Source organism: Pedobacter ginsenosidimutans, assembly GCF_001442625.1.
Taxonomy (GTDB): Bacteria; Bacteroidota; Bacteroidia; order Sphingobacteriales; family Sphingobacteriaceae; genus Pedobacter; species Pedobacter ginsenosidimutans.
On record NZ_LMZQ01000019.1, the window covers coordinates 1 to 25,883 of the forward strand.

26 protein-coding genes are annotated in these 25,883 nt (G+C 37.7%); 6 read left to right on the forward strand and 20 right to left on the reverse strand.

Annotated features, from left to right (window positions below):
- The 3 genes from ASU31_RS27260 to fabG form a co-directional block, all read left to right on the forward strand.
- The coding region (locus tag ASU31_RS27260) for an agmatine deiminase family protein (protein ID WP_167346212.1) at window positions 1-110 on the forward strand (110 nt) is incomplete at its 5' end.
- 136 nt (window positions 111-246) lie between these two features.
- Window positions 247-546 (forward strand): GIY-YIG nuclease family protein, encoded by a 300-nt coding sequence (locus tag ASU31_RS19495; RefSeq protein ID WP_057933996.1) that lies wholly within the window; start codon window positions 247-249, stop codon window positions 544-546.
- 49 nt (window positions 547-595) lie between these two features.
- A complete protein-coding gene (gene fabG / locus ASU31_RS19500) occupies window positions 596-1,339 on the forward strand; it encodes a 3-oxoacyl-[acyl-carrier-protein] reductase (protein ID WP_057933957.1) in 744 nt (247 codons plus the stop codon).
- Between the two features lie 154 nt (window positions 1,340-1,493).
- Here the strand turns inward: fabG and ASU31_RS19505 are convergent, their stop codons facing one another.
- Window positions 1,494-2,228, reverse strand: coding sequence for a L,D-transpeptidase family protein (locus ASU31_RS19505; RefSeq protein WP_057933958.1), 735 nt, complete (start codon window positions 2,226-2,228; stop codon window positions 1,494-1,496).
- A 449-nt stretch (window positions 2,229-2,677) separates the two neighbouring features.
- On the opposite strand from ASU31_RS19505, the gene ASU31_RS19510 reads away from it, so the two are divergent.
- Window positions 2,678-4,762: a hypothetical protein gene (locus ASU31_RS19510; protein ID WP_057933959.1), complete on the forward strand. Its 2,085-nt coding sequence runs from the start codon at window positions 2,678-2,680 to the stop codon at window positions 4,760-4,762.
- Window positions 4,763-4,917: 155 nt separating this feature from the next.
- On the opposite strand, the gene ASU31_RS19515 is transcribed toward ASU31_RS19510, so the two are convergent.
- The 5 genes from ASU31_RS19515 to ASU31_RS19535 form a co-directional block, all read right to left on the reverse strand.
- Complete coding sequence (locus tag ASU31_RS19515) at window positions 4,918-5,532, reverse strand: trimeric intracellular cation channel family protein (protein ID WP_057933960.1); 615 nt, start codon at window positions 5,530-5,532, stop codon at window positions 4,918-4,920.
- 93 nt (window positions 5,533-5,625) lie between these two features.
- Entirely contained in the window at window positions 5,626-5,925 is a 300-nt protein-coding gene (locus ASU31_RS19520; RefSeq protein WP_025145767.1) for an FtsB family cell division protein, read from the reverse strand.
- Window positions 5,926-6,094: 169 nt separating this feature from the next.
- A complete protein-coding gene (gene eno / locus ASU31_RS19525) occupies window positions 6,095-7,390 on the reverse strand; it encodes a phosphopyruvate hydratase (protein WP_057933961.1) in 1,296 nt (431 codons plus the stop codon).
- A gap of 291 nt (window positions 7,391-7,681) precedes the next feature.
- Window positions 7,682-8,530, reverse strand: a complete 849-nt coding sequence (locus tag ASU31_RS19530) for a DUF2911 domain-containing protein (RefSeq protein WP_083505444.1) — start codon at window positions 8,528-8,530, stop codon at window positions 7,682-7,684.
- Window positions 8,531-8,591: 61 nt separating this feature from the next.
- Window positions 8,592-9,113 (reverse strand): GNAT family N-acetyltransferase, encoded by a 522-nt coding sequence (locus ASU31_RS19535; protein ID WP_057933962.1) that lies wholly within the window; start codon window positions 9,111-9,113, stop codon window positions 8,592-8,594.
- 74 nt (window positions 9,114-9,187) lie between these two features.
- Here ASU31_RS19535 and ASU31_RS19540 point away from each other — a divergent pair, with 74 nt between their 5' ends.
- Both ASU31_RS19540 and ASU31_RS19545 read left to right on the forward strand, forming a co-directional pair.
- Complete coding sequence (locus tag ASU31_RS19540) at window positions 9,188-9,820, forward strand: ABC transporter ATP-binding protein (RefSeq protein ID WP_057933963.1); 633 nt, start codon at window positions 9,188-9,190, stop codon at window positions 9,818-9,820.
- Window positions 9,820-10,947: a hypothetical protein gene (locus ASU31_RS19545; RefSeq protein ID WP_057933964.1), complete on the forward strand. Its 1,128-nt coding sequence runs from the start codon at window positions 9,820-9,822 to the stop codon at window positions 10,945-10,947. The genes ASU31_RS19540 and ASU31_RS19545 overlap by 1 nt, the downstream gene beginning before the upstream one ends.
- 29 nt (window positions 10,948-10,976) lie before the next feature.
- Here ASU31_RS19545 and ASU31_RS19550 read toward each other — a convergent pair whose 3' ends face one another.
- From ASU31_RS19550 to ASU31_RS19615, 14 genes are all read right to left on the reverse strand, one after another.
- On the reverse strand, window positions 10,977-11,336 hold the full coding sequence (locus ASU31_RS19550; RefSeq protein WP_057933965.1) for a hypothetical protein: 360 nt from the start codon (window positions 11,334-11,336) through the stop codon (window positions 10,977-10,979).
- A gap of 18 nt (window positions 11,337-11,354) precedes the next feature.
- Window positions 11,355-12,764 carry a D-alanyl-D-alanine carboxypeptidase/D-alanyl-D-alanine endopeptidase gene (dacB, locus tag ASU31_RS19555; protein ID WP_057933966.1) on the reverse strand — a complete coding sequence of 470 codons (1,410 nt, stop codon included), beginning with the start codon at window positions 12,762-12,764 and terminating at the stop codon, window positions 11,355-11,357.
- A gap of 114 nt (window positions 12,765-12,878) precedes the next feature.
- Window positions 12,879-13,481 (reverse strand): CDP-alcohol phosphatidyltransferase family protein, encoded by a 603-nt coding sequence (locus ASU31_RS19560; RefSeq protein WP_057933967.1) that lies wholly within the window; start codon window positions 13,479-13,481, stop codon window positions 12,879-12,881.
- A 67-nt stretch (window positions 13,482-13,548) separates the two neighbouring features.
- On the reverse strand, window positions 13,549-14,538 hold the full coding sequence (locus ASU31_RS19565; RefSeq protein WP_057933968.1) for an aspartate-semialdehyde dehydrogenase: 990 nt from the start codon (window positions 14,536-14,538) through the stop codon (window positions 13,549-13,551).
- 551 nt (window positions 14,539-15,089) lie between these two features.
- Window positions 15,090-15,959, reverse strand: coding sequence for a sugar phosphate isomerase/epimerase family protein (locus ASU31_RS19570; RefSeq protein WP_057933969.1), 870 nt, complete (start codon window positions 15,957-15,959; stop codon window positions 15,090-15,092).
- 9 nt (window positions 15,960-15,968) lie between these two features.
- Window positions 15,969-16,844, reverse strand: coding sequence for a sugar phosphate isomerase/epimerase family protein (locus ASU31_RS19575; protein WP_057933970.1), 876 nt, complete (start codon window positions 16,842-16,844; stop codon window positions 15,969-15,971).
- Window positions 16,845-16,854: 10 nt separating this feature from the next.
- A complete protein-coding gene (locus ASU31_RS19580; RefSeq protein WP_057933971.1) occupies window positions 16,855-17,745 on the reverse strand; it encodes a hydroxypyruvate isomerase family protein in 891 nt (296 codons plus the stop codon).
- A 1-nt stretch (window position 17,746) separates the two neighbouring features.
- Entirely contained in the window at window positions 17,747-18,988 is a 1,242-nt protein-coding gene (locus ASU31_RS19585) for a nucleoside permease (protein WP_057933972.1), read from the reverse strand.
- 178 nt (window positions 18,989-19,166) lie between these two features.
- A complete protein-coding gene (locus ASU31_RS19590) occupies window positions 19,167-19,847 on the reverse strand; it encodes a 3-keto-disaccharide hydrolase (protein ID WP_057933973.1) in 681 nt (226 codons plus the stop codon).
- Window positions 19,848-19,897: 50 nt separating this feature from the next.
- Entirely contained in the window at window positions 19,898-21,355 is a 1,458-nt protein-coding gene (locus ASU31_RS19595; protein WP_057933974.1) for a Gfo/Idh/MocA family protein, read from the reverse strand.
- A gap of 31 nt (window positions 21,356-21,386) precedes the next feature.
- Complete coding sequence (locus ASU31_RS19600; RefSeq protein ID WP_057933998.1) at window positions 21,387-21,770, reverse strand: c-type cytochrome; 384 nt, start codon at window positions 21,768-21,770, stop codon at window positions 21,387-21,389.
- Between the two features lie 92 nt (window positions 21,771-21,862).
- Entirely contained in the window at window positions 21,863-22,921 is a 1,059-nt protein-coding gene (locus ASU31_RS19605; RefSeq protein ID WP_057933975.1) for a sugar phosphate isomerase/epimerase family protein, read from the reverse strand.
- 9 nt (window positions 22,922-22,930) lie between these two features.
- A complete protein-coding gene (locus ASU31_RS19610) occupies window positions 22,931-24,088 on the reverse strand; it encodes a Gfo/Idh/MocA family protein (protein WP_057933976.1) in 1,158 nt (385 codons plus the stop codon).
- 81 nt (window positions 24,089-24,169) lie between these two features.
- The gene (locus ASU31_RS19615; RefSeq protein ID WP_209435025.1) at window positions 24,170-25,870 is read right to left on the reverse strand and encodes a GMC oxidoreductase; all 1,701 of its coding nucleotides are present in this window, start codon (window positions 25,868-25,870) and stop codon (window positions 24,170-24,172) included.
- Between the last annotated feature and the right edge of the window lie 13 nt (window positions 25,871-25,883).

Sequence of the window (25,883 nt, forward strand, 5' to 3'; positions counted from 1 at the left end):
TTATTCAAGGTTGTTTCCCAGATAGAAAGGTTATCGGTATCAATTCGGTTGATATTATCTGGGGATTGGGAAGCTTTCATTGTTTGAGCCAGCAGGAGCCAGCAGTTTAAGTTTGGAGTTGGCAGTCAATCTTGTGTGGTTGTCATCCTGAGCTTGTCGAAGGACTTTTTGTAGTGTTTCGACAAGCTCGACATGACAGTTTTAGCGAGAAATATTTTTAGTAACTTTATGTTCCTAAAGATCTTTATGACTATAATACATAACTATTTTGTCTATATCCTGGAATGCGCTGATAAAAGTTATTATGTTGGGATAACAAATGATTTAGAGGCTAGACTTTCTCAGCACAATGATGGTGAAAATGTCTTTGCTTATACTTTTTCAAGAAGGCCAGTTACTTTAAAATATTATCAAAGATTTGACCAAATAGAAGATGCTATAGATTTTGAAAAGCAGCTTAAGGGATGGAGTAGAAGGAAAAAAGAAGCTTTATTTAAAGAAGATTGGAACGAAATTGTAAGATTATCAAACTATAAAAATAAATAACACATTCGGTCTTCGACAGGCTCAGACTGACAAACAATAAAAATAAAGAATGAAATTATTAGAAGGAAAAACAGCATTAATTACAGGCGCATCTAAAGGAATCGGTCGTAAAATAGCTGAAAAATTTGCCGAGCAAGGCGCTAATGTAGCTTTTACATATTTATCATCAGTAGAAAAAGGCGAAGCTTTAGAACAGGAATTACAAAGCTTCGGAACAAAAGTTAAAGGTTATCGTTCTGATGCTTCTAAATTTGCCGAAGCTGAACAATTGATCAACGATATCGTAGCCGAATTTGGTACCATTGATATCGTGGTAAATAATGCAGGGATTACCAAAGATGGTTTATTGATGCGTATGAGCGAAGAAAACTGGGATGATGTGATCAATATTAACCTAAAATCGATTTTCAACGTAACCAAAGCGGCTTCTAAAGTGATGATGAAAGCACGTAAAGGTGTTTTTATCAATATGGGTTCTATTGTGGGGACTACAGGTAACGCGGGACAGGCAAATTATGCAGCGTCTAAAGCTGGTATCATTGGTTTTACCAAATCAATCGCTAAAGAATTAGGTTCGAGAAATATCCGTGCCAACGTAGTTGCGCCGGGCTTTATCCGTACTGAAATGACAGATATTCTTGATCCGAAAGTTGTTGAAGGATGGGAAAAAGATATTCCATTAAAACGTGCGGGAGAAACTGAAGATATTGCCAATGTTTGCGTGTTCCTAGCCTCAGATATGAGTGCTTACGTAACTGGCCAAACTTTATCTGTTTGCGGCGGGATGCTTTAAGAGAGGTTGAAGGCGGAAGGTTTAAGGTAGGGGGCTTTCGTTCCAATACCATAAAAATAGCAAAGGCGTAAGGTGGGTTTAACCCTAAACCTTACGCCTTTTAGCTTTTACCTTATTTAGAACATTCCAACTTTTCAACATTACAACATTAAAACTATTTTACAACATACTTCCCTTTTACCTCACTTACATTAGCTTGGTTTTTATTTTTCTCAAAAGCTAAATACCCTGGTTGCAACGATTTCCAAAAGTTTGCCTGCGCAGGGAATTGAGCACTGTATTTCTTCATATTTGCATCAGTCATTTTGAAAGGATAGATGTTAACCGGAATCTTTTCCTGACCAGCATTCCTCGCTTCAACACCTAAAATATAAACTTCTTTAATTTTTTCGTCAGTTAATGGAATGCAGCCAACAGTAACGCAATTGCCGTGGATGTAAATATCACTCCCAGGTTTTCTGCCCTTTCCAGTTCGGGCATAATCTACAGCGTTTGGATAATTCACGCCCAACGATAGATGGAAATTACTCATCGGGTTAAAAACATTAATGTAATAAAAACCTTCCGGTGTTTGTCCATCGCCTTCAATTACTTTTGGGCCAATGGTGCCAGAATGTGCGCAGAAATCATATATTCTAAACAACGAATATGTTTTTGCTGAATTATTTTTTAACCAAATTTCTAGTTTTCCTTCTGTTTTATAGGCATTGATCAACATCGAAAACTGATCACCATAGCCACCTGCCAGAACAAATTTTCTCAATGTTTCCCATTTTTCATTGTAGGCCTTTTCTACTCTTTCGAATTTAATTTGAGTGGCTTTAAAATTATTTTGGGCATTTACCATAAGGCTTAGAGACAGTAGAAACGTTAAACAGATTAATTTCATAAATTTTGATTTGGTTTAAAAATAGGGATTTAACCACAGAGCGCATAGCGTTCTCTTTTTTTACCACAAAGGTCACCGAGAAAAGGCACGAAGTACACAGAGTTGGGCTTAAAAAGGTTTAGGTAGTCTGTGATCCTCAGTGTAAAACTCAGTGAACTCGGTGGTTAAAAAAACGTTAAACAGATTAATTTCATAAATTTTGATTTGGTTTAAAAATAGGGATTTAACCACAGAGTGCATAGCGTTCTCTTTTTTTACCACAAAGGTCACCGAGAAAAGGCACGAAGTACACAGAGTTGGGTGCTTAAAACGGTTTAGGTACTCTGTGATCCTCAGTGTAAAACTCAGTGAACTCGGTGGTTAAATGAAGTTATATTTTAGCCCTCGCATAAATTCTTTATAGACAATACTCTTGAAAATTTCCCCAAAATTACCATCTTTATAAAAGTATGAACAGTTTTTTTTCGGGTACATCTATTTTGTTTTTTCTCGGTTGCTTGGCTTTGGGCGTGCTGTATGCCTGGTTGCTGTATCGCGGCAACAAAAATTTGGATAAAAAACTTGAGTATGGCTTAACTGCCTTGCGGATTATCGCAGTGGCTACTATTGCCTGGTTAATATTTGCACCGCTGATTAAAACCTTAAATTACACTTTAGATAAACCTGTAATCATTATCGGACAGGATAATTCCCAATCAGTTGGTCAGGTTAAAGCCGCAGGTTTCGATCAAAAATTATACGAACAAAACCTTAAAACCTTACAAGATAAGCTATCAGACAAATACGAGGTAAAAACGCTTCACTTTGGCGATCAGGTTGCGGATGGTTTCGATTTTAAAAATAAGGGTAAATTAACCGATGCTTCCGCATTTTTTCAAAAAGTTAGAGATGAATATACGAACAGAAATGTTGGTGCCATTATTTTAGCTACCGATGGTATTTTTAATCACGGTGGAAGTCCGCTGTACAGCGTAAATCAGATCAATGCCCCGGTTTATACCATTGCCTTGGGTGATAGCATTCCAAAGCGTGATGTATTGATTTCTAATGTAAATTACAACAATATTGTTTATCTGGATGACGATTTTACGATTGAAGTTCAGGTTCAGGCTTTTCAAAGCAATGGCGAAAGCACTTCTTTAACGGTTAGCCAAAACGGCGCGAAGGTTGAGCAGCAGAACATTGTCATTAATGGAAGCTCTTTTGTTAAAACGATTCCGGTTAAGATCCATGCAGGTAAAATTGGTGTTCAGAAATATACCGTTCAGCTCAGGGCACTGAAAAATGAAATTACTACCCGGAATAATATTCAAACTTTTTATGTAGAAGTGATTGATGGCAGGCAGAAAGTATTGCTTGCAGCAGTTGCGCCGCATCCTGATTTGGGCGTGTTAAAAGAGGCTATTTCGCTCAATAAACACTACGAGGCTAAACTCGCACTTGCTGATGATTTAATTACCACAGATCCCGCTAAATTCGATCTAATCGTGTTGTATCAATTACCCGATGCGCAAAATATTTCGTCAGCATTTTTAAAGAAATTAACTGGACTGAAGAAACCAATCTGGTACATTTTGGGTGCACAGAGCAATATAAATGCTTTTAACCAAATGCAAAATCAGGTTAACTTAAGTTCTGCAAATGGCTCCATTCAGGAAGTATATGCCGATTTTGCAAATGGATTTACAAGCTTCAATCTTACTGAAGATAACAAGAAGCAGTTTTCATCTTTCGATCCTTTGCTAAGTCCGTTTGGAAGATTAACCGTAAATGCAGGCGCAATACCTGTTTTTAATCAGCGTATCGGCAAAGTAAGCACACAGCAGCCTCTACTGTTCTTCGCGAATGAAAATGGCTTAAAGGCAGGTTATTTGATGGGAGAGGGGCTTTGGAGATGGAAACTTTCAGAAGCTGAAAATGAAAGCAATCAATTGGTTTTAAACGATCTGATCTCAAAAACGGTTCAATACCTGTCTGTTAAAGATGATAAGAGAAGGTTTAAGGTATTTACTTCAAAGTCTGCTTACGATGAAAATGAAACCATCCAGTTTAACGGTACCCTTTATAACGATAGCTATCAGTCTGTAAATGAGTCGGAAGTTAATCTTCAGGTTAAAAATGAAACGGGCAAAGTGTTTAACTATATTTTTTCTAAAACTGAAAATGCTTATCAGCTAGATGCAGGAACCATGCCTGCAGGGAACTATTCTTATCTCGCCAATACCGAGCTGAGTGGAAAGAAATTCACGGCTACAGGTAGTTTCTATGTAAATGCTTTGATTGCAGAATTTCAGCAGACAACAGCTAATCACCAGCTTTTAAATACGATGTCTAAACAAAGTAATGGCAAGTTGTTTATGCCCGAAAACCTGCTGAAAATTGCTGATGAGATTGCTAAAAATGAAAATATTAAAACCATTAGCTACGAAGACCGTAAATACGATGAATTGATTAGCATGAAATGGTTGTTCGGCTTAATTTTGATTTTGCTGGGACTAGAGTGGTTTTTAAGAAAAAGAAATGGGGAACTCTAAAATTGGAGCTCGTTGCGCAGTCAGATGTTTACCATCTGACTGATAAATAATCCTTAAATTGGAGAATAATGAATGGTGTTCAAATAATTTGAAAGTGTCAGGTGGTAACACCTGACACCACGGGAAAAAGCTCTAAGTTGAAACTCCCAACTGAATTAGTGCCATTCATCCCTGTAAACAAACTTAGGCATATGCCATTCGAAGCGGATAGAAAGTAATCTTAGGGCTAATCCAACTACGGCTGCTAAAATAGTAGCTAGCATCTCACTTCCATGAAAATGCTCTATGCCGATATAAACGGCACCAGTAACTATAGCTGCACTGGCATAAATCTCTTTTCTAAAAAGAAATGGAACCTCATTGCAGAGGACATCGCGAAGTACACCGCCTGCACAACCAGTAATCATTCCGCTAAAAAGTACAATTAAATAAGGTAAATGGATTTCCTGCGCAACCTGACAGCCGATAATGGTAAAAACTACCAAACCTAAAGCATCAAGGTAAAGAAAAAGCTTTTTGAGTTTAGTCATAATCGAGGCAATAAATGCAGCGATTAAGGCCGCTACCGCTGTAATCACCAAATATTCTGGATGTTCTACCCAACTCATTGGGTAATGGCCAAATAATACATTTCTAACCGTTCCGCCACCTAATGCCGTAACCCAGGCAATAATACAAACACCAACCCAATCCATATCACGTCTGCCTGCAGAAAGTGCAGCAGTCATGGCTTCAGCGGTTATGGCAATAATGTAGAGGATGTGAAGCATTAGATAGGTTAACTGTTTGAAGTGGTTAATCTGTTAACTGGAAGGGGAATTGTTCTATGGTTTAACTGCCAACTGAGAACTGCCAACTGAAAACTAATCCTTCTTCTCTTCCTGAATAATCACGAAAACATCTTCATTATCTTTTTTCATAAAGTATTTTTCGCGGGCAAATTTTTCAGCCGTATTCAGGTTGGTATTCAGTTCGTTTAAATCTTTTTTAACCTGAGCGGTTTCTTTCTCGAAATATTCCTTTTCTTCCTGCAGTTTATTGGCCTGACTGCGGTATTCATACTGCGACATCATATCGTTTTTGTCGAAAAATAGCATCCACATCGCAAAAGCGACAGTAGCAAGGAAATATTTATTGCGGAAAAGATCTATTAAACGTTTCATATATTTTGATATGAGATTTTAGATGTGAGATTTGAGAAAACCCAAATCCAACAAACAAATATAGTATTAAAATAAAAACATCCGAAGATTTAAAATCCCCGGATGTTCTGCAAATAAGTTTTTCAACTTGTTAACATTATAGGATTGGGTTTAAACCCAATCCTATAAATTATTTCTTAGCGTATTTGAATTTTGAACCGATGAAACGAGCGTTTTCACCTAATTCTTCTTCAATACGTAATAATTGATTGTATTTTGCAATCCTGTCAGAACGTGATGCAGAACCAGTTTTAATCTGTCCGCAGTTTAATGCAACAGCTAAATCAGCAATCGTAACATCTTCAGTTTCGCCAGAACGGTGACTCATTACCGAAGTATAGCCATTGTTTTGTGCTAAAGTTACCGCATTGATGGTTTCAGTTAAAGAACCGATCTGGTTTACTTTTACCAGGATCGAGTTAGCAGTAGCCTCATCGATACCACGTTGTAAACGCGTAACGTTAGTTACAAATAAATCATCACCAACCAATTGAACATGATCACCAATTTTATCGGTTAAGCTTTTCCAGCCAGTCCAGTCGTTTTCGTCCATACCATCTTCAATAGAGATAATTGGATATTTTGCAGAAAGATCAGCTAAATATTGTGCTTGCTCTTCGCTAGAACGAATTACTCCAGTAGCGCCTTCAAATTTGGTATAATCATATTTACCATCTTTGTAAAACTCAGATGATGCACAGTCTAACGCTAAACAGATTTGAGAACCTGGTTTGTAACCAGCAGTTTCAATTGCTTTTAATACCGTTTCAATTGCATCTTCAGTACCATCGAAAGTTGGCGCAAAACCACCTTCGTCACCTACTGCAGTAGATAAACCTCTATCGTGAAGAATTTTTTTCAAGCTATGGAAAACTTCAGTTCCCCAACGTAAAGCCTCGGAGAAAGAAGGTGCACCAACTGGCATAATCATAAATTCCTGGAAAGCAATAGGCGCATCAGAGTGTGAACCACCGTTAATGATGTTCATCATCGGAATTGGTAAGGTATTTGCGTTAACACCACCAATATAACGGTACAATGGTTGACCGATTTCATCAGCAGCAGCTTTAGCAGCAGCTAAAGAAATACCTAAAATAGCATTAGCACCTAAGTTACCTTTGTTTTCGGTACCATCCAGGTCTAACATGATTTTATCAATTGTATTTTGCTCAAAAACATCAATACCTCTTAATGCATCAGCAATTTTAGTATTTACATTTTCTACAGCTTTTAAAACACCTTTACCTAAATATGTAGATTTATCACCATCACGTAATTCAACAGCCTCATATTGTCCAGTAGATGCACCGCTTGGTACAGCTGCACGGCCAAAAGCGCCTGCTTCTGTTACAACTTCTACTTCTACTGTTGGATTGCCTCTCGAATCGAGAATTTGTCTGGCATGGACATTAACGATTATGCTCATTTTTTATTTGATTTTTTATTGATTTTTTAACCTGCTTAGTGTATAAAGTACAATTACTAAGCGCAACATCAAAGTTAGTATTATTTTTAAATAAATAAAGCGTTTTAAGGGTTAATGTTATGATAGTTGTTCAAGTTAATCAACGGTTAATTTTAAGTTAATATTGGCTATCTGTAATGCCGGATGAAGGTCGTCATCTCGACTGAAGCGCAGTCCCGAATTTTCGGGAGAGAGATCTATGTACAATATCATGCAGATAGATTTCTCCGCTGCGGTCGAAATGACGCTTCTTTATTTTTTAGCTTCAGCCAAAAGTTCAGAGTTTAAGCGTACATATTCATCAACCTTTTGTGCTTTCGCAGCGTCTATGCCTTGTTGTGCAGTAACTGATGCTCCCGCTTTATCGCCCATTTTTAATTGGATACGGCCTTTCCACAGTTTAAACCACGGAGCTTTAGGATCTGATTTTTCTGCTTCCGTCATCCATTCTAAAGCTGTTTTTAAATCTTTTCCATTTTGATAATAATACAATGCCGAATTAAAGTAAGGTTTTTTTTCGCCCTTCATAGCTTCAGCAATATTTGCCATTACTTTTTCATCAATAGAAGTTGTGATATTGATTGAGTACGCACTATTCTCCCACATCATGTTTAACTGTGCCGAAGTTTCGCTAACAGCCGAAAACTGCATGCTAAGGGTTTCTACTTTATCTTTTAAAGCTATTGTTTTTACTTTTACACGAAGCACATCATCACTTTCCTTATATTCGTAAGCACCCCATTGATCGGCAATTTTATTAAAAATAACCGTCCATTCATTTTTGCCTGGGATACTGAACAGGCCGTATTCGCCGGCAGGTAAATCTTTGCCTTCAATTTTAACGGCATCGGTAAATTTAATGCGTGTAGCTGCATTTGCACCGTTACGCCAAACTACGCCCATCGGTTCCATACCTCCAAAAATTTTGCGGCTTTTAACATTCGGACGAGAGTAGGTTAACGTTATTTTGCCTAATCCAAAATCCTGGATAATAGTTTGTCCGCTACTCGGTTGAGGGAACTTGGCTCCCTGGGCATTTGCGAAATCTGCTGCACCTAAAAGTGCAACAAACAGCATTACTGATTTGATCGATAATTTCATTGCTTTGTTGTTTTTGGTTTGCACGAATTTACGCAATAAGCTTCGAGTTTAACAAAATGTTTTAATTCTGTTCTTTGCTTAGCTGATGTTTCCTAAATCCAAAAATCAATTCATCAAAATATTCTCCATTTTTAAAAATGGTGTCTTTTAGTTCCGCTTCGAAAATAAAGCCAGTTTTTTTTAAAACCTGTTGCGAGGCCAGGTTCGTATGTGTAGTTCGTGCGAAAATTCTTTCAATATCGAAGGTGTCGAAACCATATTTAAGCATTTCTTTTATGGCGAGCGGAACAATGCCTTTACCCCAAAAATCTTCAGCAATCCAATAGCCTATTTCTGCACTTTTGCTGTAAATATCGGCCAGTTGATGCACACCTATAGATCCAATTACTTCACCGTTTAACACAATGGCCTTAATCTGTAAGGGATTATGACTTAGTGCGAGTTGAATAAAAGCCTCCCCATCTTTTTTCTCATAAGGAAAAGGGAATTTATTGGTTAAATATTTCGAAATATTAAAATTGTTGGCATGTTTAACCAAACTTTCAACATCACTTGGTTGGTAAGGGCGTAAAACTAATTCCATCGTATATAATTTTATCGAGATGAATAAGGTCTGTAACTTTTTATTAAAACTAAAGTCAGAAATAAAATGATTTTATGTTAAACTTCAATCAATTTGAAAAATCTTATTTCAATCATCTTGTTTTAAAGATAGATAATATTAAAATTCCCGAAGGCATTTTCTGGATTAAAGGCAGCAACGGGTCAGGGAAGAGTACCCTGCTGAAAGCAATAGCAGGAATATTGTCTTTCGAAGGCGATATTGCAATAAGTACTATTTATTTAAAAAATCATGGTGTTTCCTATCGAAAGCTTGTAAATTTTGCCGAGGCCGAACCACTATACCCCGAATTTTTAACCGGATTTGAAATGGTTGATCTTTTCGCTAAAGCCAAGGGGGCGGTTTCTGATCAAGAAGAAACCTTAATTGCTGAAATGGGAATGAAGCCTTACATTCATAATCCGTTGGGTTCATATTCTAGTGGCATGTTAAAAAAGTTGTCGTTGGTTTTGGCTTTTTTAGGGAAACCTAAATTGATCTTATTAGACGAGCCATTAAATACAATCGATGTAGAATCTTTAGAAATATTATACCGTTGGATTAATGAAAAACACCAAAATGAAAAAATCAGTTTTTTACTGTCCTCACATCAGCCATTAGATGAGTTAAAACTGCCTGGACTTAAGCAGATCAATATTAAAGATAAAAAAATAATACTGAATTTTTAATGTCGTTGCTTTCAAATACTGCCTTAAAGAAAATATTTGTTGATGGTTTTTACCGTACCCATGCAGGTATGTTGGTGTTCATCTTTGTGGTGTTGATCAGTTACTGTTTGTTTATTAATACTTTGGGCACTGTCCGGCCAGACCAGATTGATTTCTGGCAGTTTTTCTTTACCATTAGTTTGGTGAGTAATCCACTTATTTTAACTTTTTACCTGATAGGGAGCTCACTTTATGCTTATAAAAGCTTAAAATATGTTTTAAACCAAATGGCTTTGCCACAGCAGGAATTTCTGTATTATAGTTTCACATCAGCAGCCAAAAAACAGCAGTTTATGGCCTGGTGCGTAGTGCAGACCTGCATATTTATCCCTTTATTGTGTTATACACTATACGCCATAACCATTGGAATTGTATTTGGGTATTATCTTATTTCCATAGGGATTTTGCTTTTTCAGGTGCTTCTGATTGTGGCTAGTGCTTATATCTGCCTAAAAGAAAATAACCGTTTAATTGAGGCCAATAAACCAGATTGTTTAATCAGGGTTAGCAGAAAATGGAACAAACCTGTTTTTTTGTTGTATACTTTTCAGGTTTTCAATCAATCGAAATTGGCTTATGTGCTCACCAAATTACTTTCATGGGTATTGATTTCGAGTGTTTTGGTGGTTTTTGCTGATCTTAAAGATGATTCAAGATTATTGATGCTCGTTACCTCATGTATTGTTGTTGCACATGTTGTACTCATTTATCAGGAGAAGGTTTTTAATAATAGATACTTGTCTTTCTTATCAAATTTTCCTTTTACTAAAGAGAAAATATTTTTTAGTTTTTGTTTAAACTATCTCGTTTTATTACTGCCCGAAATCTGTTGGATATTTACCAACTTCGGTATTTTAACATCGTTTGGGTTAATCGCATTTACCTTTTCTACGATTCTGTTATTTAGAAGCCTGCTTTTGTTAAATGCAATGCAGATTAAAGGATTTTTGATATGGGTTTTTAGTCTGTTTTTCCTTTTTTATGTATTCATCATGTTTGGCTTCGGGTTAATCCTTATTCCGTTGAATGTTATTGTTGCCTGGATATTGTTTAATCGAAATTATTTGAATAACAGTATTTTGTGTTGATGTTATTTCAGCTTATGCACGTAGTCTATTTAAATATTCGCGAATAAAAAGTTTAATCTTGTAAGCTCTGTTTTTATCTGATTCATACCCATTAAACCTCCAGACATGCCACTCGATTGCTGAAAAACATTTACAGTAAGTTCGTTTTCAGTATTTGGTGACATGGTTACGCTAAATTTATAATACGTTGCAAATGCACCTAATAAAAGCCGTTTTGTTCGGCTCCCTTTCTCTAAAATTAAATTGCCATATTGATGGTCTATGACTTTATAACCTTGTTGTTCCATGAGATCAGTAATTTTTTTGGTCATTTCTTCGATAGAAATTTCTTTATATAAATTCGAAATCAATCCGTCAACAGTTTGTATGTTTTTTATAAAATGTGCCATATTCTATATCAGTTGGTTTTATTTGAGTTCATCTAATACTTTAAACAATTTTTTGTTAATCCCACTTCCGTTGTAGTTGTTGATGTTAATAACGATTACATATTTATTGCCGGCAGCATCAGTATGATAGCCTGCAAATGCCGAAACATCATTTATCGTTCCGCTTTTAATTTTCATGCCATTGTATTCTGGCAGGGCTTTGTAATAATCAGGAAACCAATTTTCTTTTTGGATCTGGAAAAGTACACTGGCCATTGCCGAAGTGGTTATTCTGTCGCCCGGAGAAAGCCCGCTACCATCAATAATGTTTAATGCTGTTTTATCGATGCCTTTATCTGCCCAGAAATTAATCTCGGTTTCTGCACCTTTACTTGTTGTACCGGCTTTGCCCGATTTTATCGCAATGGTTTTTAAAAGTGATTCGCCATATAGGTTAATGCTTTTCTTTAAAAACCAATAAGTAATTTCACTTAAGTTAGGCGAACTTATGGTGCTTATTTTCTGTGTAACGGAAGGGATAACCTGATTATTTAAATTCATTAAGCGGGCAGTAGTTGCTTGTTGACTGGTAGAGATACCTAATCTCTTCAAGGTATCCTGTAAACGGAAGGCACAATCAAAAGCAGGATCGGGGGTTGCGACTGAAATGCCCGATTTACTAATGCCCATGCCCCAGCTACCGCGGAGGTAAGCAACATTACTGTAAGGCGGAAGAAAAGCATAACTTCTATCGCCAGAACCTGGACTTCCGGTTTTCAGTTCATTTATGATCTGCACATAAGGTGTTGCCGGAACTGTTTTTACTACCTTCACTTCATCTGCTGTACTACTTCCAGGTTTCAAATGAATATCAAATTGATTTTCGCGCCAGGCTAAGCCAGAAGTTCCGGCACCATAGTAATTGCCAATATCCTGCCAAACCCAACCCTCAGGCGTTGTTTGTGTACCGAAAATGCGATCATCACCAATAACTGTACCTTCAATTTTTTTGATTCCTGCAGATTTTATTGCAGTAACCCATTGTGTTAGAACAGCATTCTCTTTGTTTTGATATCGCCAGGATCCTAAAGTTGGGTCGCCACTGCCAATAATGATCAGGTTTCCTTTTAATATTCCATCTGTAGTAATTGTTCCGGTATAGGCCAATGTGGTTTGGAACTGAAAATCCTTCCCTAAAATACTGAAAGCGGTGGCCGCAGTAATGGTTTTTAGCGTAGAAGCAGTGGCCAGACCAATCTGTTCATTTTTGGCATACAATGTTTTGCCCGTATTGGCATCTAAAATGCAAAGAGAAGCAATAGCGTGTTTTGCCTGCTCATCATTTAATAAATTGTTGAAAGCTTTTTCGAGGTTCTGAATTCGATTTTGGGCAATTGTAATGTTTGCAGCAAAAACTAGAAGCAATAGGAAATATATTTTTAATCGCATAGAGATTTTATCCGTTGAAGATAAACAAAGATAAAATTAAAAGGCTAATCACTAATTTATATATAATTTAGTGATTATAATCTCCAAATTATATGTTTTTTAATTTCATACAGTTTATCCATTAAACAGTTTGTTGCGTTTAATTTCTTTTCCCTTTCTCAATTTTACTGCGTGATAGATGGTAGGTACATCGTTGGTCCATTTTTTTAGGGTGAGAACAATGGCGAGTATTTCTAACCTTGTTGCCAAACCGATCCAAAAGCAAAACACAAATAATACTACCGATTCGCAATGCACTATAATTTCGACCAAAGTGGCGAATATAGTCAATGTCCAGATTTTAGCGCCGATAGAATGTGTAGCGATTTCCTTTTTAAATTTGATATAGCTAAGTGCATATGTTGAGGCTTCAAAAGCACCAAGGACAATCAGTTTTACCAAGTTGACTTCGAAAAAATCAGGGCATTGGATATAAGTAGCAACCGCAACCGAAATAAAAAATACCTGATCGATGCTGGAGTCTAAACGTCGTAATTTTTCGGAGGAGATATTGAGTTTTCTGGCTATTATTCCATCAAATACATCTGTTAATAAACCAATCGATAATAATGTGATTGCAAGAAAAGAATAATGATTGATGTGAAAAAAGCTTAATAGAATTATTATAAAACCAATCAGTAACCTGGAATATATTAAAGCGATTGGAATATGTTTCATGGTGGAGAGCGGGCATAAAAAAAAGTCCCCCGATTTTACACCGGGGGACTTCTTTTGAGGTTATTGATTAAACTAATTCTTTCTGAATTAGATATTCGGCAATCTGAACGGCATTGGTTGCAGCCCCTTTGCGCAAGTTATCTGCAACAATCCAAAGATTTAAAGCTTTAGGGGCTGATTCGTCTCTACGGATGCGGCCTACAAAAACCTCATCTTTTTCATGCGCATCCTTAGGCATTGGGTATTTTAGGTTGGCAACATCATCAACAACGATTATGCCTGGTGATTTTTCTAAAATACTGCGCACTTCAGCTAAATCGAAATCATTTTCGAACTCGATGTTTACTGATTCTGAGTGGCCGCCCATTACCGGGATACGAACTGTAGTAGCGGTAACTTTAATGCTATCATCGCTCATGATTTTGTTCGTTTCCTTAACCATTTTCATTTCTTCTTTGGTATATCCGTTTTCCATGAAAACATCAATATGAGGAAGTACGTTTAAGTCAATTTCGTATGGATAAGCTTTTGGGCCATCAATACCTTTACGCTCGTTCATTAACTGCTCAACCGCTTTTACGCCTGTACCAGTAACCGATTGGTAGGTAGAAACCACAACACGTTTAATTTTGTATTTATTGTGCAAAGGTTTTAAAACCACAACCATTTGAATGGTAGAACAGTTTGGGTTAGCAATGATTTTGTTATCTATAGAAAGTTCGTGTGCATTAACTTCCGGTACAATTAATTTAATTGCAGGATCCATTCTCCATGCAGAAGAGTTATCGATAACGGTTGTTCCGGCTTCTTTAAAGCGTGGAGCATGCTCCAATGAAGTATTTCCACCTGCTGAAAACAAAGCGATATCTGGTTTCATGCTGATTGCAGTATCCATGCTAACAATTGGGAACTTCTTACCCTTAAAAGTAATTTCCTTACCAACACTCTTTTCTGATGCTACGGGAATCAACTCTGTTAAAGGGAAATTTCTTTCCTCCAATACTTTTAACATGACAGTGCCTACCAATCCGGTGGCACCTACTACTGCTACTTTCATTTTAAATTTTAATTATATATTGTTAAATATTTGATATAAGCCCAAATATGCTAAAAATTAAGCTTATATCCCCATTGTTACCAATTAAATTTGCTTTTAATATTTAAAATCTTACTTTTTCGGTAGAAAATAAGGTGAGAAAGATTAGGTGTAATTCGATTTAGGAAGGGCTCGGAGGTCTTAATGCCGTTTGCGCTCGTTTCCTAACGAGTGCATTAATAGCTATACGATTTTATCGTTTGTAAACGACAAGCTATTCAACTCTCCGTTAGTGAGTTGCTTGATTTTTTTGTTTTGGAAAGCATGTTACTGTGTATATCGGTTCCGAAAGTCCTGCTATCCACTTCAAGCCTCCACTGCGTTACGGGCTTTCCGTTACTATCAGGTTTAGATAACTCAGATCAGCAGTTCTAACCTAAAATATATTGTTGAAGAATTGAAGGTTTGCTGTTTTGGAGATAGATCTCTCCATTCCGCTATGCTTCAGTCGAGATGACGATAAGTGCAGAAAACCTCGCAAGTTTCTAAAACTTGCGAGGTTTGGATAAGTTTTAAATCAAATTGGCTTTGATATAATCGCAGCTTGTTTTGATTGAACCAACTGGATCCGGTTGGTAATTGGTTTCGTGCTCTACAAAGAAATGTTGCATGCCTGAAAGTTTTGCCTGAGCAAAAATGCTTTTAAAATCAATAGCACCTTTACCTACCTCGGTATTCCATTCAGGTTTGGCTTTGTCCATATCTTTAACGTGCCACATTGGGAAACGGCCCGGATATTTTTTAAATAAAGCTAACGGATCGTTACCCGAGCGTACCACCCAGTATAAATCCAATTCGAAATTTACCAGATTTTTATCGGTTTCGCTTAAGTAAACATCATAACCGGTAGTATCACCTAATTTTTTAAATTCGAAATCGTGGTTGTGGTAGGCGAATTTTAAACCAGATGCTTTTGCAATTTCGGCAACCTTATTAAAATCATCAGCAGTTTTCTTAAAGCCATCTACACCTTTGCTCATATCTACATGCGCACCGGCAATGGTAAAATATTTACCGCCAATGGCAGCTGAAGATTCTATATCTGCCTTTAATCTGTCTGTTTTTCCGGTTTTTACAAAATCATCCATATGGTAATGACCACTTGGCGCTTTTAAACCGTTTGCATTTAATAATGCTTTAAATTCTTTGGGTGTTAAGCCCCAGAATTTTCCATTAGAAAAACCATAGGTTTCTACCTCTTTATATCCGGCCTGTGCTACCTTTTCGATAATGCCTTTTACATCTTTTGGCAGTTCATTACGTAAAGAGTACAATTGTAAACCAACATTTTTACTTGCTTTATCAAAGGCAAACGACGGGATTAATAATGCCGCTCCGGCAGCCAATCCTGCCTGTTTTAAGAATGTTCTTCTTGAATTCATCTCTTAAATTTAAATAATTTCTTTTTTAATGTATGCACAACTAGCTGTAACAGAATCTATTGGATTTGGCTTGTAGTTGGTTTCGTGTTCTACAAAGAAGTGTTTCATGCCCGAAAGTTTAGCATCAGCGAAAATAGGTTTGAAGTTGATAGAGCCTGTTCCTACTTCAGCATTTAAGGCTGGATTTGCTTTATCCATATCTTTAACATGCCACATGGTAAAACGGCCTGGATTTTCTTTAAATAATTTAATCGGATCGTTTCCTGAACGTACTACCCAATATAAATCAAGTTCAAAATCAACAAGATTTTTATCAGTTCCTTTTAGCAGGATTTCGTAACCAGTGGTATCACCTTGTTTCTCGAATTCGAAATTGTGGTTGTGGTAAGCTAACCTGATACCCGCTTCTTTGGCCAATTTTCCGGCTTCATTAATTTTAACCGCAATTTTTTTATAGTCGTCGGCACTTTTTCTAATGCTTTCATCTAACCAGGGAATGGTTACATATTCGCTTCCAAGCACTTTAGCAGCAGCAATTGCTGCTTTTAATTCTTCAGTGTTTCCATCAGTTAAATAGCTGCCTAAACCGTAATGACCGCTTGGTGCAGTTAATCCGTTTTCGTCGAGCAATTTTTTGAATTCGGCTGGTGTTAAGCCCCAAAATTGATCCTTTATAGAGAAACCATAAGTTTCAACCTCTTTAAAGCCAGCTTTAGCTACTTTGGCTATGGTTCCTTTTAAATCTTTCGGAAGCTCATCTCTTAAAGAATATAACTGCAGACCAACTGATTTTTTATCGGAAGCCACACAAGCAAATGATGGAACCAAAAGTGCTGCAGCTGCAGCCATACTACTGTTTAAAATAAAACTTCTTCTTGATAACATAGGTATATTTTTAGATATCGCAAATAGAAACTGCCTTTTTTAACGAGGCTATTTTGTCTGCATTTTTAGGTATAAATTCTTGTGCAACGAAACCTTTAAAGCCAGTTTCGGCAATGGCTTTCATTATTGCAGGATAGTATAACTCCTGCGTATCATCAATTTCATTTCTACCCGGAACACCAGCGGTGTGGTAGTGGGCTATGTATTGATGGTTATCTCTGATGTTTCTAATTACATCTCCCTCATCAATCTGCATATGGTAGATATCGTATAACAATTTGAAGTTTTCAGATCCTAAGCGTTTGCAAAGTTCAGCTCCCCAAGAAGTTCTATCGCATTGATAATCTTTATGGTTAATTTTGCTATTTAATAACTCCATTACCAACACAACATTGTGTTTTTCTGCCAATGGGATTAATTGTTTCAATCCTTTAACGCAATTGTTCCAGCCTGTTTCGTCATCTTTACCACGGCGGTTTCCACTAAAACAGATTAGGTTTTTGTAACCTGCTTCGGCAACAAGCGGAATCATTGCAGTGTAGTTTTGAATTAACTTTTCGTGGAATTTTTCGTCGTTAAAACCATCCACTAAATTAATCTCCGCACCATTACACATGGTCGATTCTAAGCCATGTTTTTTTAAAGTAGGCCAATCTTTTGGTCCAACTAAATCAATGCCTTTAATGCCGATCTTTTTAGCTTCAACACAAAGCGTTTCTACATCTAAACCGCTAAAACACCAACGGCAAACGGCATGATTAATATTTCCTTTTAGCCTTAGTGGCTGATCTGATTCTGATTTATCCATTGCTAATGCTGAAAATCCTGAAGAAACACCAATCGCAGCAGTTCCTGCAATGATGTTCTTTAAAGCATTTCTTCTATTTACGTTCGATGCCATATTAAACAGTTTTAGGTTCTATTTCAGCTTTGGATTTATCGTTGAAAACCAATGCAAATAATAAAAATACCACTAATGCAATTCCCGCAGGGATAATCCAGATCATTTTCCAATCCATCACGCCATCTGCTGCTTTGTAAGCATCAGAAATTTTACCTGCTACGGCAAATCCAATCAACATTCCTACGCCGTAAGTAGCTAAGGTAATTAAGCCTTGGGCTGAACTTTTAAAACGCTCGCCAGCTTTAGAGTTGGTATAAATCTGTCCTGAAACGAAAAAGAAATCGTAGCAAACACCGTGTAATGCAATTCCTAAAATCAGCATAAAACTCAGTTCGCCTGCGTTACCGTAAGCAAATAATGCATAACGTACTGCCCAAGCCAGCATGCCCACCAATATGGTCATTTTAAAACCGAATCTTTTAAAGAATACCGGGATAAATAATAAGAAAATAACTTCTGAAGCCTGACCAATAGTCATTTTTCCTGTAGGGTTATCCATGCCGATATTTGAAAGGAATGGATTTGCATTTTGGTAGTAAAAAGCCAGAGGAATACAGATGAAAATAGATGAAATAAAGAAAATCAAGAAATTTCTGTCTTTCAAAAGTTTTAAAGCATCAAGACCTAATACATCAGAAACGATAATTTTTTCGTCTGAAGATACTTTAGGCGGAGTTTTTGGTAAGGTAAAGCTGAATAAACCTAAAGCTAAAGATACTATACCAGCCATTAAGAAAGTATTTTTCAACAAGCCAGCTTCTGTACCTTCTTTTGAATCCCAATGGAAAAAATAACTGATTAATAAACCTGCAGCAATCCAGCCTAAGGTACCCCAGATGCGGATTGATGAAAACTCTTTCTCCGGATCTTTCATTTGATTGAAGGAAACTGAGTTAACCAAAGCTAGAGTTGGCATAAAAAGGATCATATAACCCAATACATATGGGTAAAAAACACTTACATCAGTAGCGTTGTACATTTGATACATTAATACTGCACCAATAATGTGTAACACACCTAAAATTCTTTCAGCGTTAAAATATCTGTCGGCAATTAAACCTACAATAAAAGGAGCAATGATGGCGCCCCAAGATTGGGTTGAAAATACAGCTCCGGTTTCTGAGCCCGTGGCTTTGAGGTTGTTTCCTAAGAAAGTTCCAAGTGTTACAAACCAAGCGCCCCAGATAAAAAATTCCAGGAACATCATGGCAGAGAGTTTGAAGCGAGTAGTGCTATTCATTTGGTTTATATAAGATTAGGTTTAAGGTTTAAGGCGTAAGGTTAAAGCAAGGGATATAAACCCCTCAATCTTTTACGCTTACGCCTTCAGCCTCTTTTTTATATTATTAAGTTTTAGGCATTATTGTTGAAGCGAAGGCTATGACCTTCAACCTTATACCTTCCGCCTTCAACCTTATTTACAGTTCTTTAATTGAGATGTTTTTGTACCAAACTTCATCTCCGTGATCTTGTAAGGCAATTTTACCTGTTTTAAAAGTGCCCCAGTTTTCCCATGTTGCAAATTTGCTGCCTGCAACAATCTTTTTCCAGTTATCATCCCAAAGTGTGGTTTTTACTACTTCAACACCGTTTAAAATTAGCTTTAATTTGCCCTTTTTGCTAATGATTTCTGCTTTATTCCATTCGCCAACAGCTTTAACAGGCTCTGATGAACTTTTTACCAGATCGTATAAATCGCCGGCACGGTGTTTAGTGATTTTCCCATCTGGGTGGCCATCATTATCAATAACCTGCATTTCTAAACCTGTAGAATAGGTAGCATGGTATTTAGGTTCTTCGTGAACATAAAAAATTAAACCGCTATTTGCTTTTGGAGCCACTTTCCATTCATATTTTAAATGGAAATCGCCGTATTCCTTATCGGTAACCAAATCGCCACCACCGTCTTTACCTTTGGTGGCTAAATCTAAATGAAGGGCACCATCCTGAACCTGCCAGGCGCTGCCAACGGTAGTTTTGTTGTAAGTATGCCAGCCTGTTGTTGTTTTACCATCAAAAAGTGGCTTAAAGCCCTTTTGAGCCTTTGATATTTGTGTTAAGCTTAACAAGATGTAAGCAGAAAGAAAGATTTTTTTCATTTTTTTAGAATAAAACCCAACAGGTTTTTGGACCTATCGGGCTATGATAATTAAAGCGTTAAATTGTTCCAGCCTTTGCGGTATTCGCGTTTTACAAACTGGTTGGCTTCGTCAAAATTGGTAACTTTCATATTGTCGTTATCCCAAAGCATTTTAGTATACCTGCCTGGGTAGGTAGTCTTACCATTTACCGTTTTTTGGATATCGAAACTTCTGATTGCCAAATTTGCCATCAGTAAAGCTTCTGTTAACGGACCGGCAATTTCGAAAGGCGAACTTACTTCTCTCTTGCCATAACCTGCAATTGCGGCTTCAACCCATTGTTTATAGTGACCGTTTGCGCCATCTGGTACACGGGTGTATTTTGGTGCTACCTTAATGTCTTTGTTTTTACTTAAAGGCAATAATTTTGGGTTTGCACTATACGTTTCAGACATCATTTTGCCTTTAGTTCCAATAAACAAAGTACCATTACCGCCATCGCCAAAAGTTTCGTTTGCTTCTAATTCTTCCGGACGTTCTGGTTGGATACCACCGTCCATCCAGTGTAAAGTAACATCACCTTTTGTTTTATCTGTTTTCGGGAATTTTAAGGTAACATGGCTTGATGGAGGGCAGCTTTCAGGGAAATAACCACGTTTAAATTCATCTACATAAACAGAACCTACACTGGCCTGAACTTCTTTTGCGTATTTTAAGTTTAACACGCTAAATGGAGCTTCGATTAAGTGACAGCCCATATCGCCCAAGGCGCCAGTGCCATAATCCCACCAGCCACGCCAGTTAAAAGGAACTAGTTTGTCAATATAATCTTTTTCGGGCGCAGTACCTAGCCATAAATTCCAATCTAATTCAGCAGGGATTTCGGCTTTTTTAGTTGGGCGAGGAATGCCTTGCGGCCAAACCGGTCTATCGGTCCATGCGTAAACCGTGTGTACATCTCCAATTAAACCAGCTTCGTACCATTCTTTCATTTGGCGCGGACCATCGTTTGATGCACCTTGATTTCCCATTTGGGTTACCACTTTATATTTTTTTGCAGCAGCGGTTAGAATCCGCGCTTCATAAATATCATGTGTTAAAGGTTTTTGTACATAAACGTGTTTACCCAATTGCATAGCTGCTAAAGCCTGGATGGCATGATTATGATCAGGAGTAGAAACAGACACTGCATCGAAATTTTTATGTTCCTTATCTAACATTTCGCGCCAATCTTTATAGTATTTTGCTTTAGGGAAAGCTTTAACACTATTTGCTGCACGGCGATCGTCTACATCGCATAAAAAAGCGATGTCTGCTTTTCCGCTTTTGTAAAACATGCTTAAATCGCTCTGGCCTTTTCCGCCAACACCAATACCGGCAACCAATAAACGATCGCTTGGTGCTAAATAACCAGGCCCACCTAAAACATGGCGGGGCACGATCATAAACGCAGCAGCGGCAATAGCTGTGGTCTTAATAAAATCACGGCGGTTACTCGTGTTTTTATTTTCTTGCTCTGTTTTCATATAAGTAAATCGATTTGCTAACTGAGGTCGATTATTTTTTCTTTAAAGATAAGATATACTTTACCATTAATTTTGCATCGTCTTTTTTCAGGGTAGCGTGAGCAGTCATCGGCATATTGCCCCAAACTCCGGTTCCACCTTTGATAATCTTATCGGCTAACATGTTGATGTTTTTCTCGGTAGCCGGATATTTTTTTGCAATTTCTACATATGCAGGACCAATAATTTTGTTGGTCTTGTTATGGCAACCCAGACAGTCTGATTTATTGATCAGTTTTTCTCCTGGATTTGATTGCAAGGCATGGCTTGCTAATGTTGCGGTTGCAACTACGGTCTTCTCTCTCGTTAAATCGGCTTTTGAAAACGATGCCATAAAAATGACTACGGCGCCTAAAATTAAAAATGTTTTTTTCATGTGTGTTGTTTTTAACTGCATTCAAGCTTGCATAAGCGGTAATATTTATTTGTTGTTGCTTATGCAGGTTTTCATTTTTTGTGTGTGTTGTGTTAATCTTGTAATCCTAATATTCTTTTATTGAAAGCGCTATCACTACCCGATGCTGCAAAATCATCAAATGCTTTATCGGTTACATTAATGATGTTCTTTTTGATAAATTCTGCGCCTTCGCGGGCACCATCTTGCTGGTTTTTGATACAGCATTCCCATTCCATAACGGCCCAACCTTTAAAATCATATTGCGCCAATTTACTAAAAATGGTTTTAAAATCAACCTGACCATCACCTGGTGAGCGGTAACGACCGGCTCGGTTTGCCCAACTCTGGTATCCACCAAAAGTGCCTTGTTTGCCTGTAGGGTTAAATTCTGCATCTTTAACGTGGAAGGCTTTTATGCGTTCGTGGTAAAAATCGATGTATTGAATGTAATCCAATTGTTGCAACACAAAGTGTGATGGATCATACAATAAGCATGCCCGAGGATGATTATTTACTGCAGCGAGGAACATTTCATAGGTTTCGCCATCAAATAAATCTTCGCCTGGATGTATTTCGTAGCAAACATCAACGCCACATTGGTCAAATTCGTTTAAAATTGGTGTCCAGCGTTTTGCCAATTCAGCAAAACCTTCTTCAACCAATCCTGCCGGGCGTTGTGGCCAGGGATGGAAATATTGCCACAATAATGAACCACTAAAGGTAGCATGTGCATTTAAACCTAAGTTTTGAGAAGCTTTAGCTGCATATTTCATTTGCTGCACAGCCCATTCTGTTCTTGCTTTTGGGTTTTTGTGTACTTCTTTTGGTGCAAAGGCATCAAAAAGATCATCGTAAGCAGGGTGTACCGCAACCAATTGACCTTGTAAGTGTGTAGAAAGTTCAGTAATTTCTAAGCCATAAGAAGCGATTTTTCCTTTTAGTTCATCTGCATAGGTTTTGCTTTCGGCAGCTTTTTGAAGATCGATAAATCTTGTATCTAAGGTTGGCATCTGAATGCCTTTAAAGCCTAAACCTGCTGCCCATTTACAAATACTGTCTAGGGAGTTAAATGGGGCTTCATCACTTATAAATTGTGCTAAAAATACTGCTGGTCCTTTTATCGTTGTCATGCTTGATTGTTATAATTTATAGTCTAACCACTTTTGGTCTGATTGGCTAGAGGCCACTACATTTTCGATAAATGCCATTCCTCTAATTCCATCTTCAGTACTTGGAAAGTCTAACATTTCAGCAGTAGGTTGCTGGTTATTCAACTTCGCATCTACTGTTAATGCAAAGTTTTTATAAATATTTGCAAATGCTTCTAAGTAACCTTCCGGGTGACCACCAGGAGTGCGGGTATTGTGCTGAGCAAAACTACCCATATAACCATTGCCTGTTCTGTAAATTTGAGCAGGGGCATTTAACCATTTCACAATTAGGGTGTTCGGTTCCATTTGGTGCCATTCCATGCCACCTTTTTCGCCATAAACTTTAATTTTTAATGCATTTTCTTCTCCGGCAGCAATTTGCGAAGCCACAAGAACACCATTGGCACCATTATCGAATTTTAACAATACGTTTCCATCATCATCAATAGCTCTGCCTGGAACAACAATACTTAAATCAGCACAGATTTTAGTAATTTTTAAACCAGAAATATACTCTGCTAAATGAGCGGCATGTGTACCGATATCGCCCATGCTGCCGCTTTTTCCGGTTTTAGATGGATCGGTACGCCAGGCTGCCTGTGCATTTCCTTCGCGTTCTGATAAGGTGCTTAACCAGCCTTGAGGATATTCGACGATGATTTTTCTGATTGCGCCTAAAGCACCTTCGCTAACCATTTGTTTGGCCTGTTTAACCATTGGGTAACCCGAGTAGGTATGCGTTAAACATAGTGTTAAGCCAGTTTCTTCTACTTTAGCTTTTAGCTGTTTTGCTTCTTCCAAAGTTAAAGTAATTGGTTTTTCAATCACCACGTTAAAACCCTTATCCAAAGCCATCATTGCAGGAGCAAAGTGAGCAAAGTTTGGGGTAACGATGGTTACAAAGTCAATTCTTTCATCTGCTGGCAATTCACTTTCCCTTGTCAGCATTTCTTCGTAATTGGTGTAGATTCTGTTATCCGGAAGAAAAAGTAGTTTTCCAGATTCGTATCCAATTTCAGGATTTACACTTAAAGCTCCGGCAGATAATTCAATAAGGCCATCCATATTGGCTGCCAAACGGTGTACGGCACCGATAAAAGCGTCTTTTCCACCGCCTATCATGCCCATTCTTAATTTTCTTTTCATTTTTATAAAAGGTGTGAGGCGTAAGGTGTAAGGCTTAGGGCAATTTCCCTTATACCTTAAACCTTACGCCTTTTACCTTGTCTAGATGTTCTTTTTCTTTAATTCTTTTACAGCATAATCACATGCACGGGCAGTTAAAGCCATAAATGTTAACGATGGGTTTTGGCAAGCGATTGATGGCATACAAGATCCATCAGTTACGAAAACATTATTTACTTCGTGCATCTGGTTCCACTTATTCAGTACAGAAGTTTTTGGATCATTACCCATTCTTGCGGTACCCATTTCGTGGATGGCCATGCCTGGATAACAGCCATTATCAAATGTTTTGATGTTTTTCATGCCAGCCTTTTCTAACATTTCGGCGGCATCATTCATCATATCCACACGCATTTTTTTCTCGTTCTCTTTGTACTCGCAATCGATAGCCAATACGGGTTGTCCCCATTTGTCTTTTTTGGTTTTATCGATGTATACCTTGTTTTCGTAATACGGTAACATCTCTCCGAAACCGCCCAAGCCCATAGACCATTTGCCTGGAGTGGTCATTTTTTGTTTTAAATCTGCTCCGAAAGACAATTCAGCAACATCATCTTGCCAATTTGCTCTGCTTGCACCGCCCTGATAACCGAAACCACGCAGGTAGTCGCGTTTATCGTTTCCAATATTTTGATATCTAGGTACATAGATTCCGTTTGCACGGCGGCCGTATGTGTATTTATCGTCAAAGCCTTCAGCCTCTCCAGATGCTCCGCAACGGAAATGGTGATCCATTAAATTGTGGCCTAACTGACCACTTCCATTACCCAATCCATTTGGATGTGCTTCTGATGTAGAGTTTAATAAAACGAAGGTTGAACCTAGTGTAGAACCATTTACAAAAACGATTTTAGCATAAAATTCCATCGTTTTGTTGGTTTCTGCATCAATAACCATTACACCTTTAGCTTTTTTAGTGTCTTTATCATAAATAATATGATTTACGATAGAGTATGGTCTTAACGTTAAACGTTTAGTTGCCATTGCCGCAGGAAGGGTAGAAGACTGAGTACTGAAATAAGCGCCAAACGGACAGCCCCGGCTACATAAATTTCTGTACTGGCAATTGCCACGGCCTTTATGTGGAACGGTAAGATTGGCAACACGGCCAATCATCATAATGCGTTCTCTTTTATAGTGCTCTTCGATACGTGCTTTAACCGATTTTTCTACAATGTTTAAATCCATTGGCGGTAAAAATTGCCCGTCAGGGCAGGTAGGCCAGTTTTCTTTTGAACCACTGATCCCCGCAAAACGTTCTGCATAATCGTACCATGGTGAAAGTTCTGCATAACGAACAGGCCAATCGCTTCCGTGTCCATCTTTTGCATTATCTTCAAAGTTATGATCGCTTAAACGATAACTTTGGCGGCCCCACATTAACGATTTTCCACCCACGTGGAAACCACGGTACCAATCGAAACGTTTATCTTCCGTATATGGACACTCTAAATCATTTACCCACCATTTTTCATTTGCTTCCTGGTAAGGATAATCTCTTTTTTGTACGGGGTGAGTGCGTTTTTGCTCTTCGGTAAGTTTTCCGGCATGTTTAAAATCCCATGGATTTTTCATTGCAGTTTCGTAACCGGTAATGTGCTCAATGTTCATTCCTCTTTCGAGCATCAACACGCGTAAGCCCTTTTCTGTAAGTTCTTTGGCAGCCCAGCCACCGCTAATTCCCGATCCTATAACAATAGCATCGTAAGTATTTTCTGCTTTTAAATTTGTATTTAAATTCATGATGTTTTGTAGT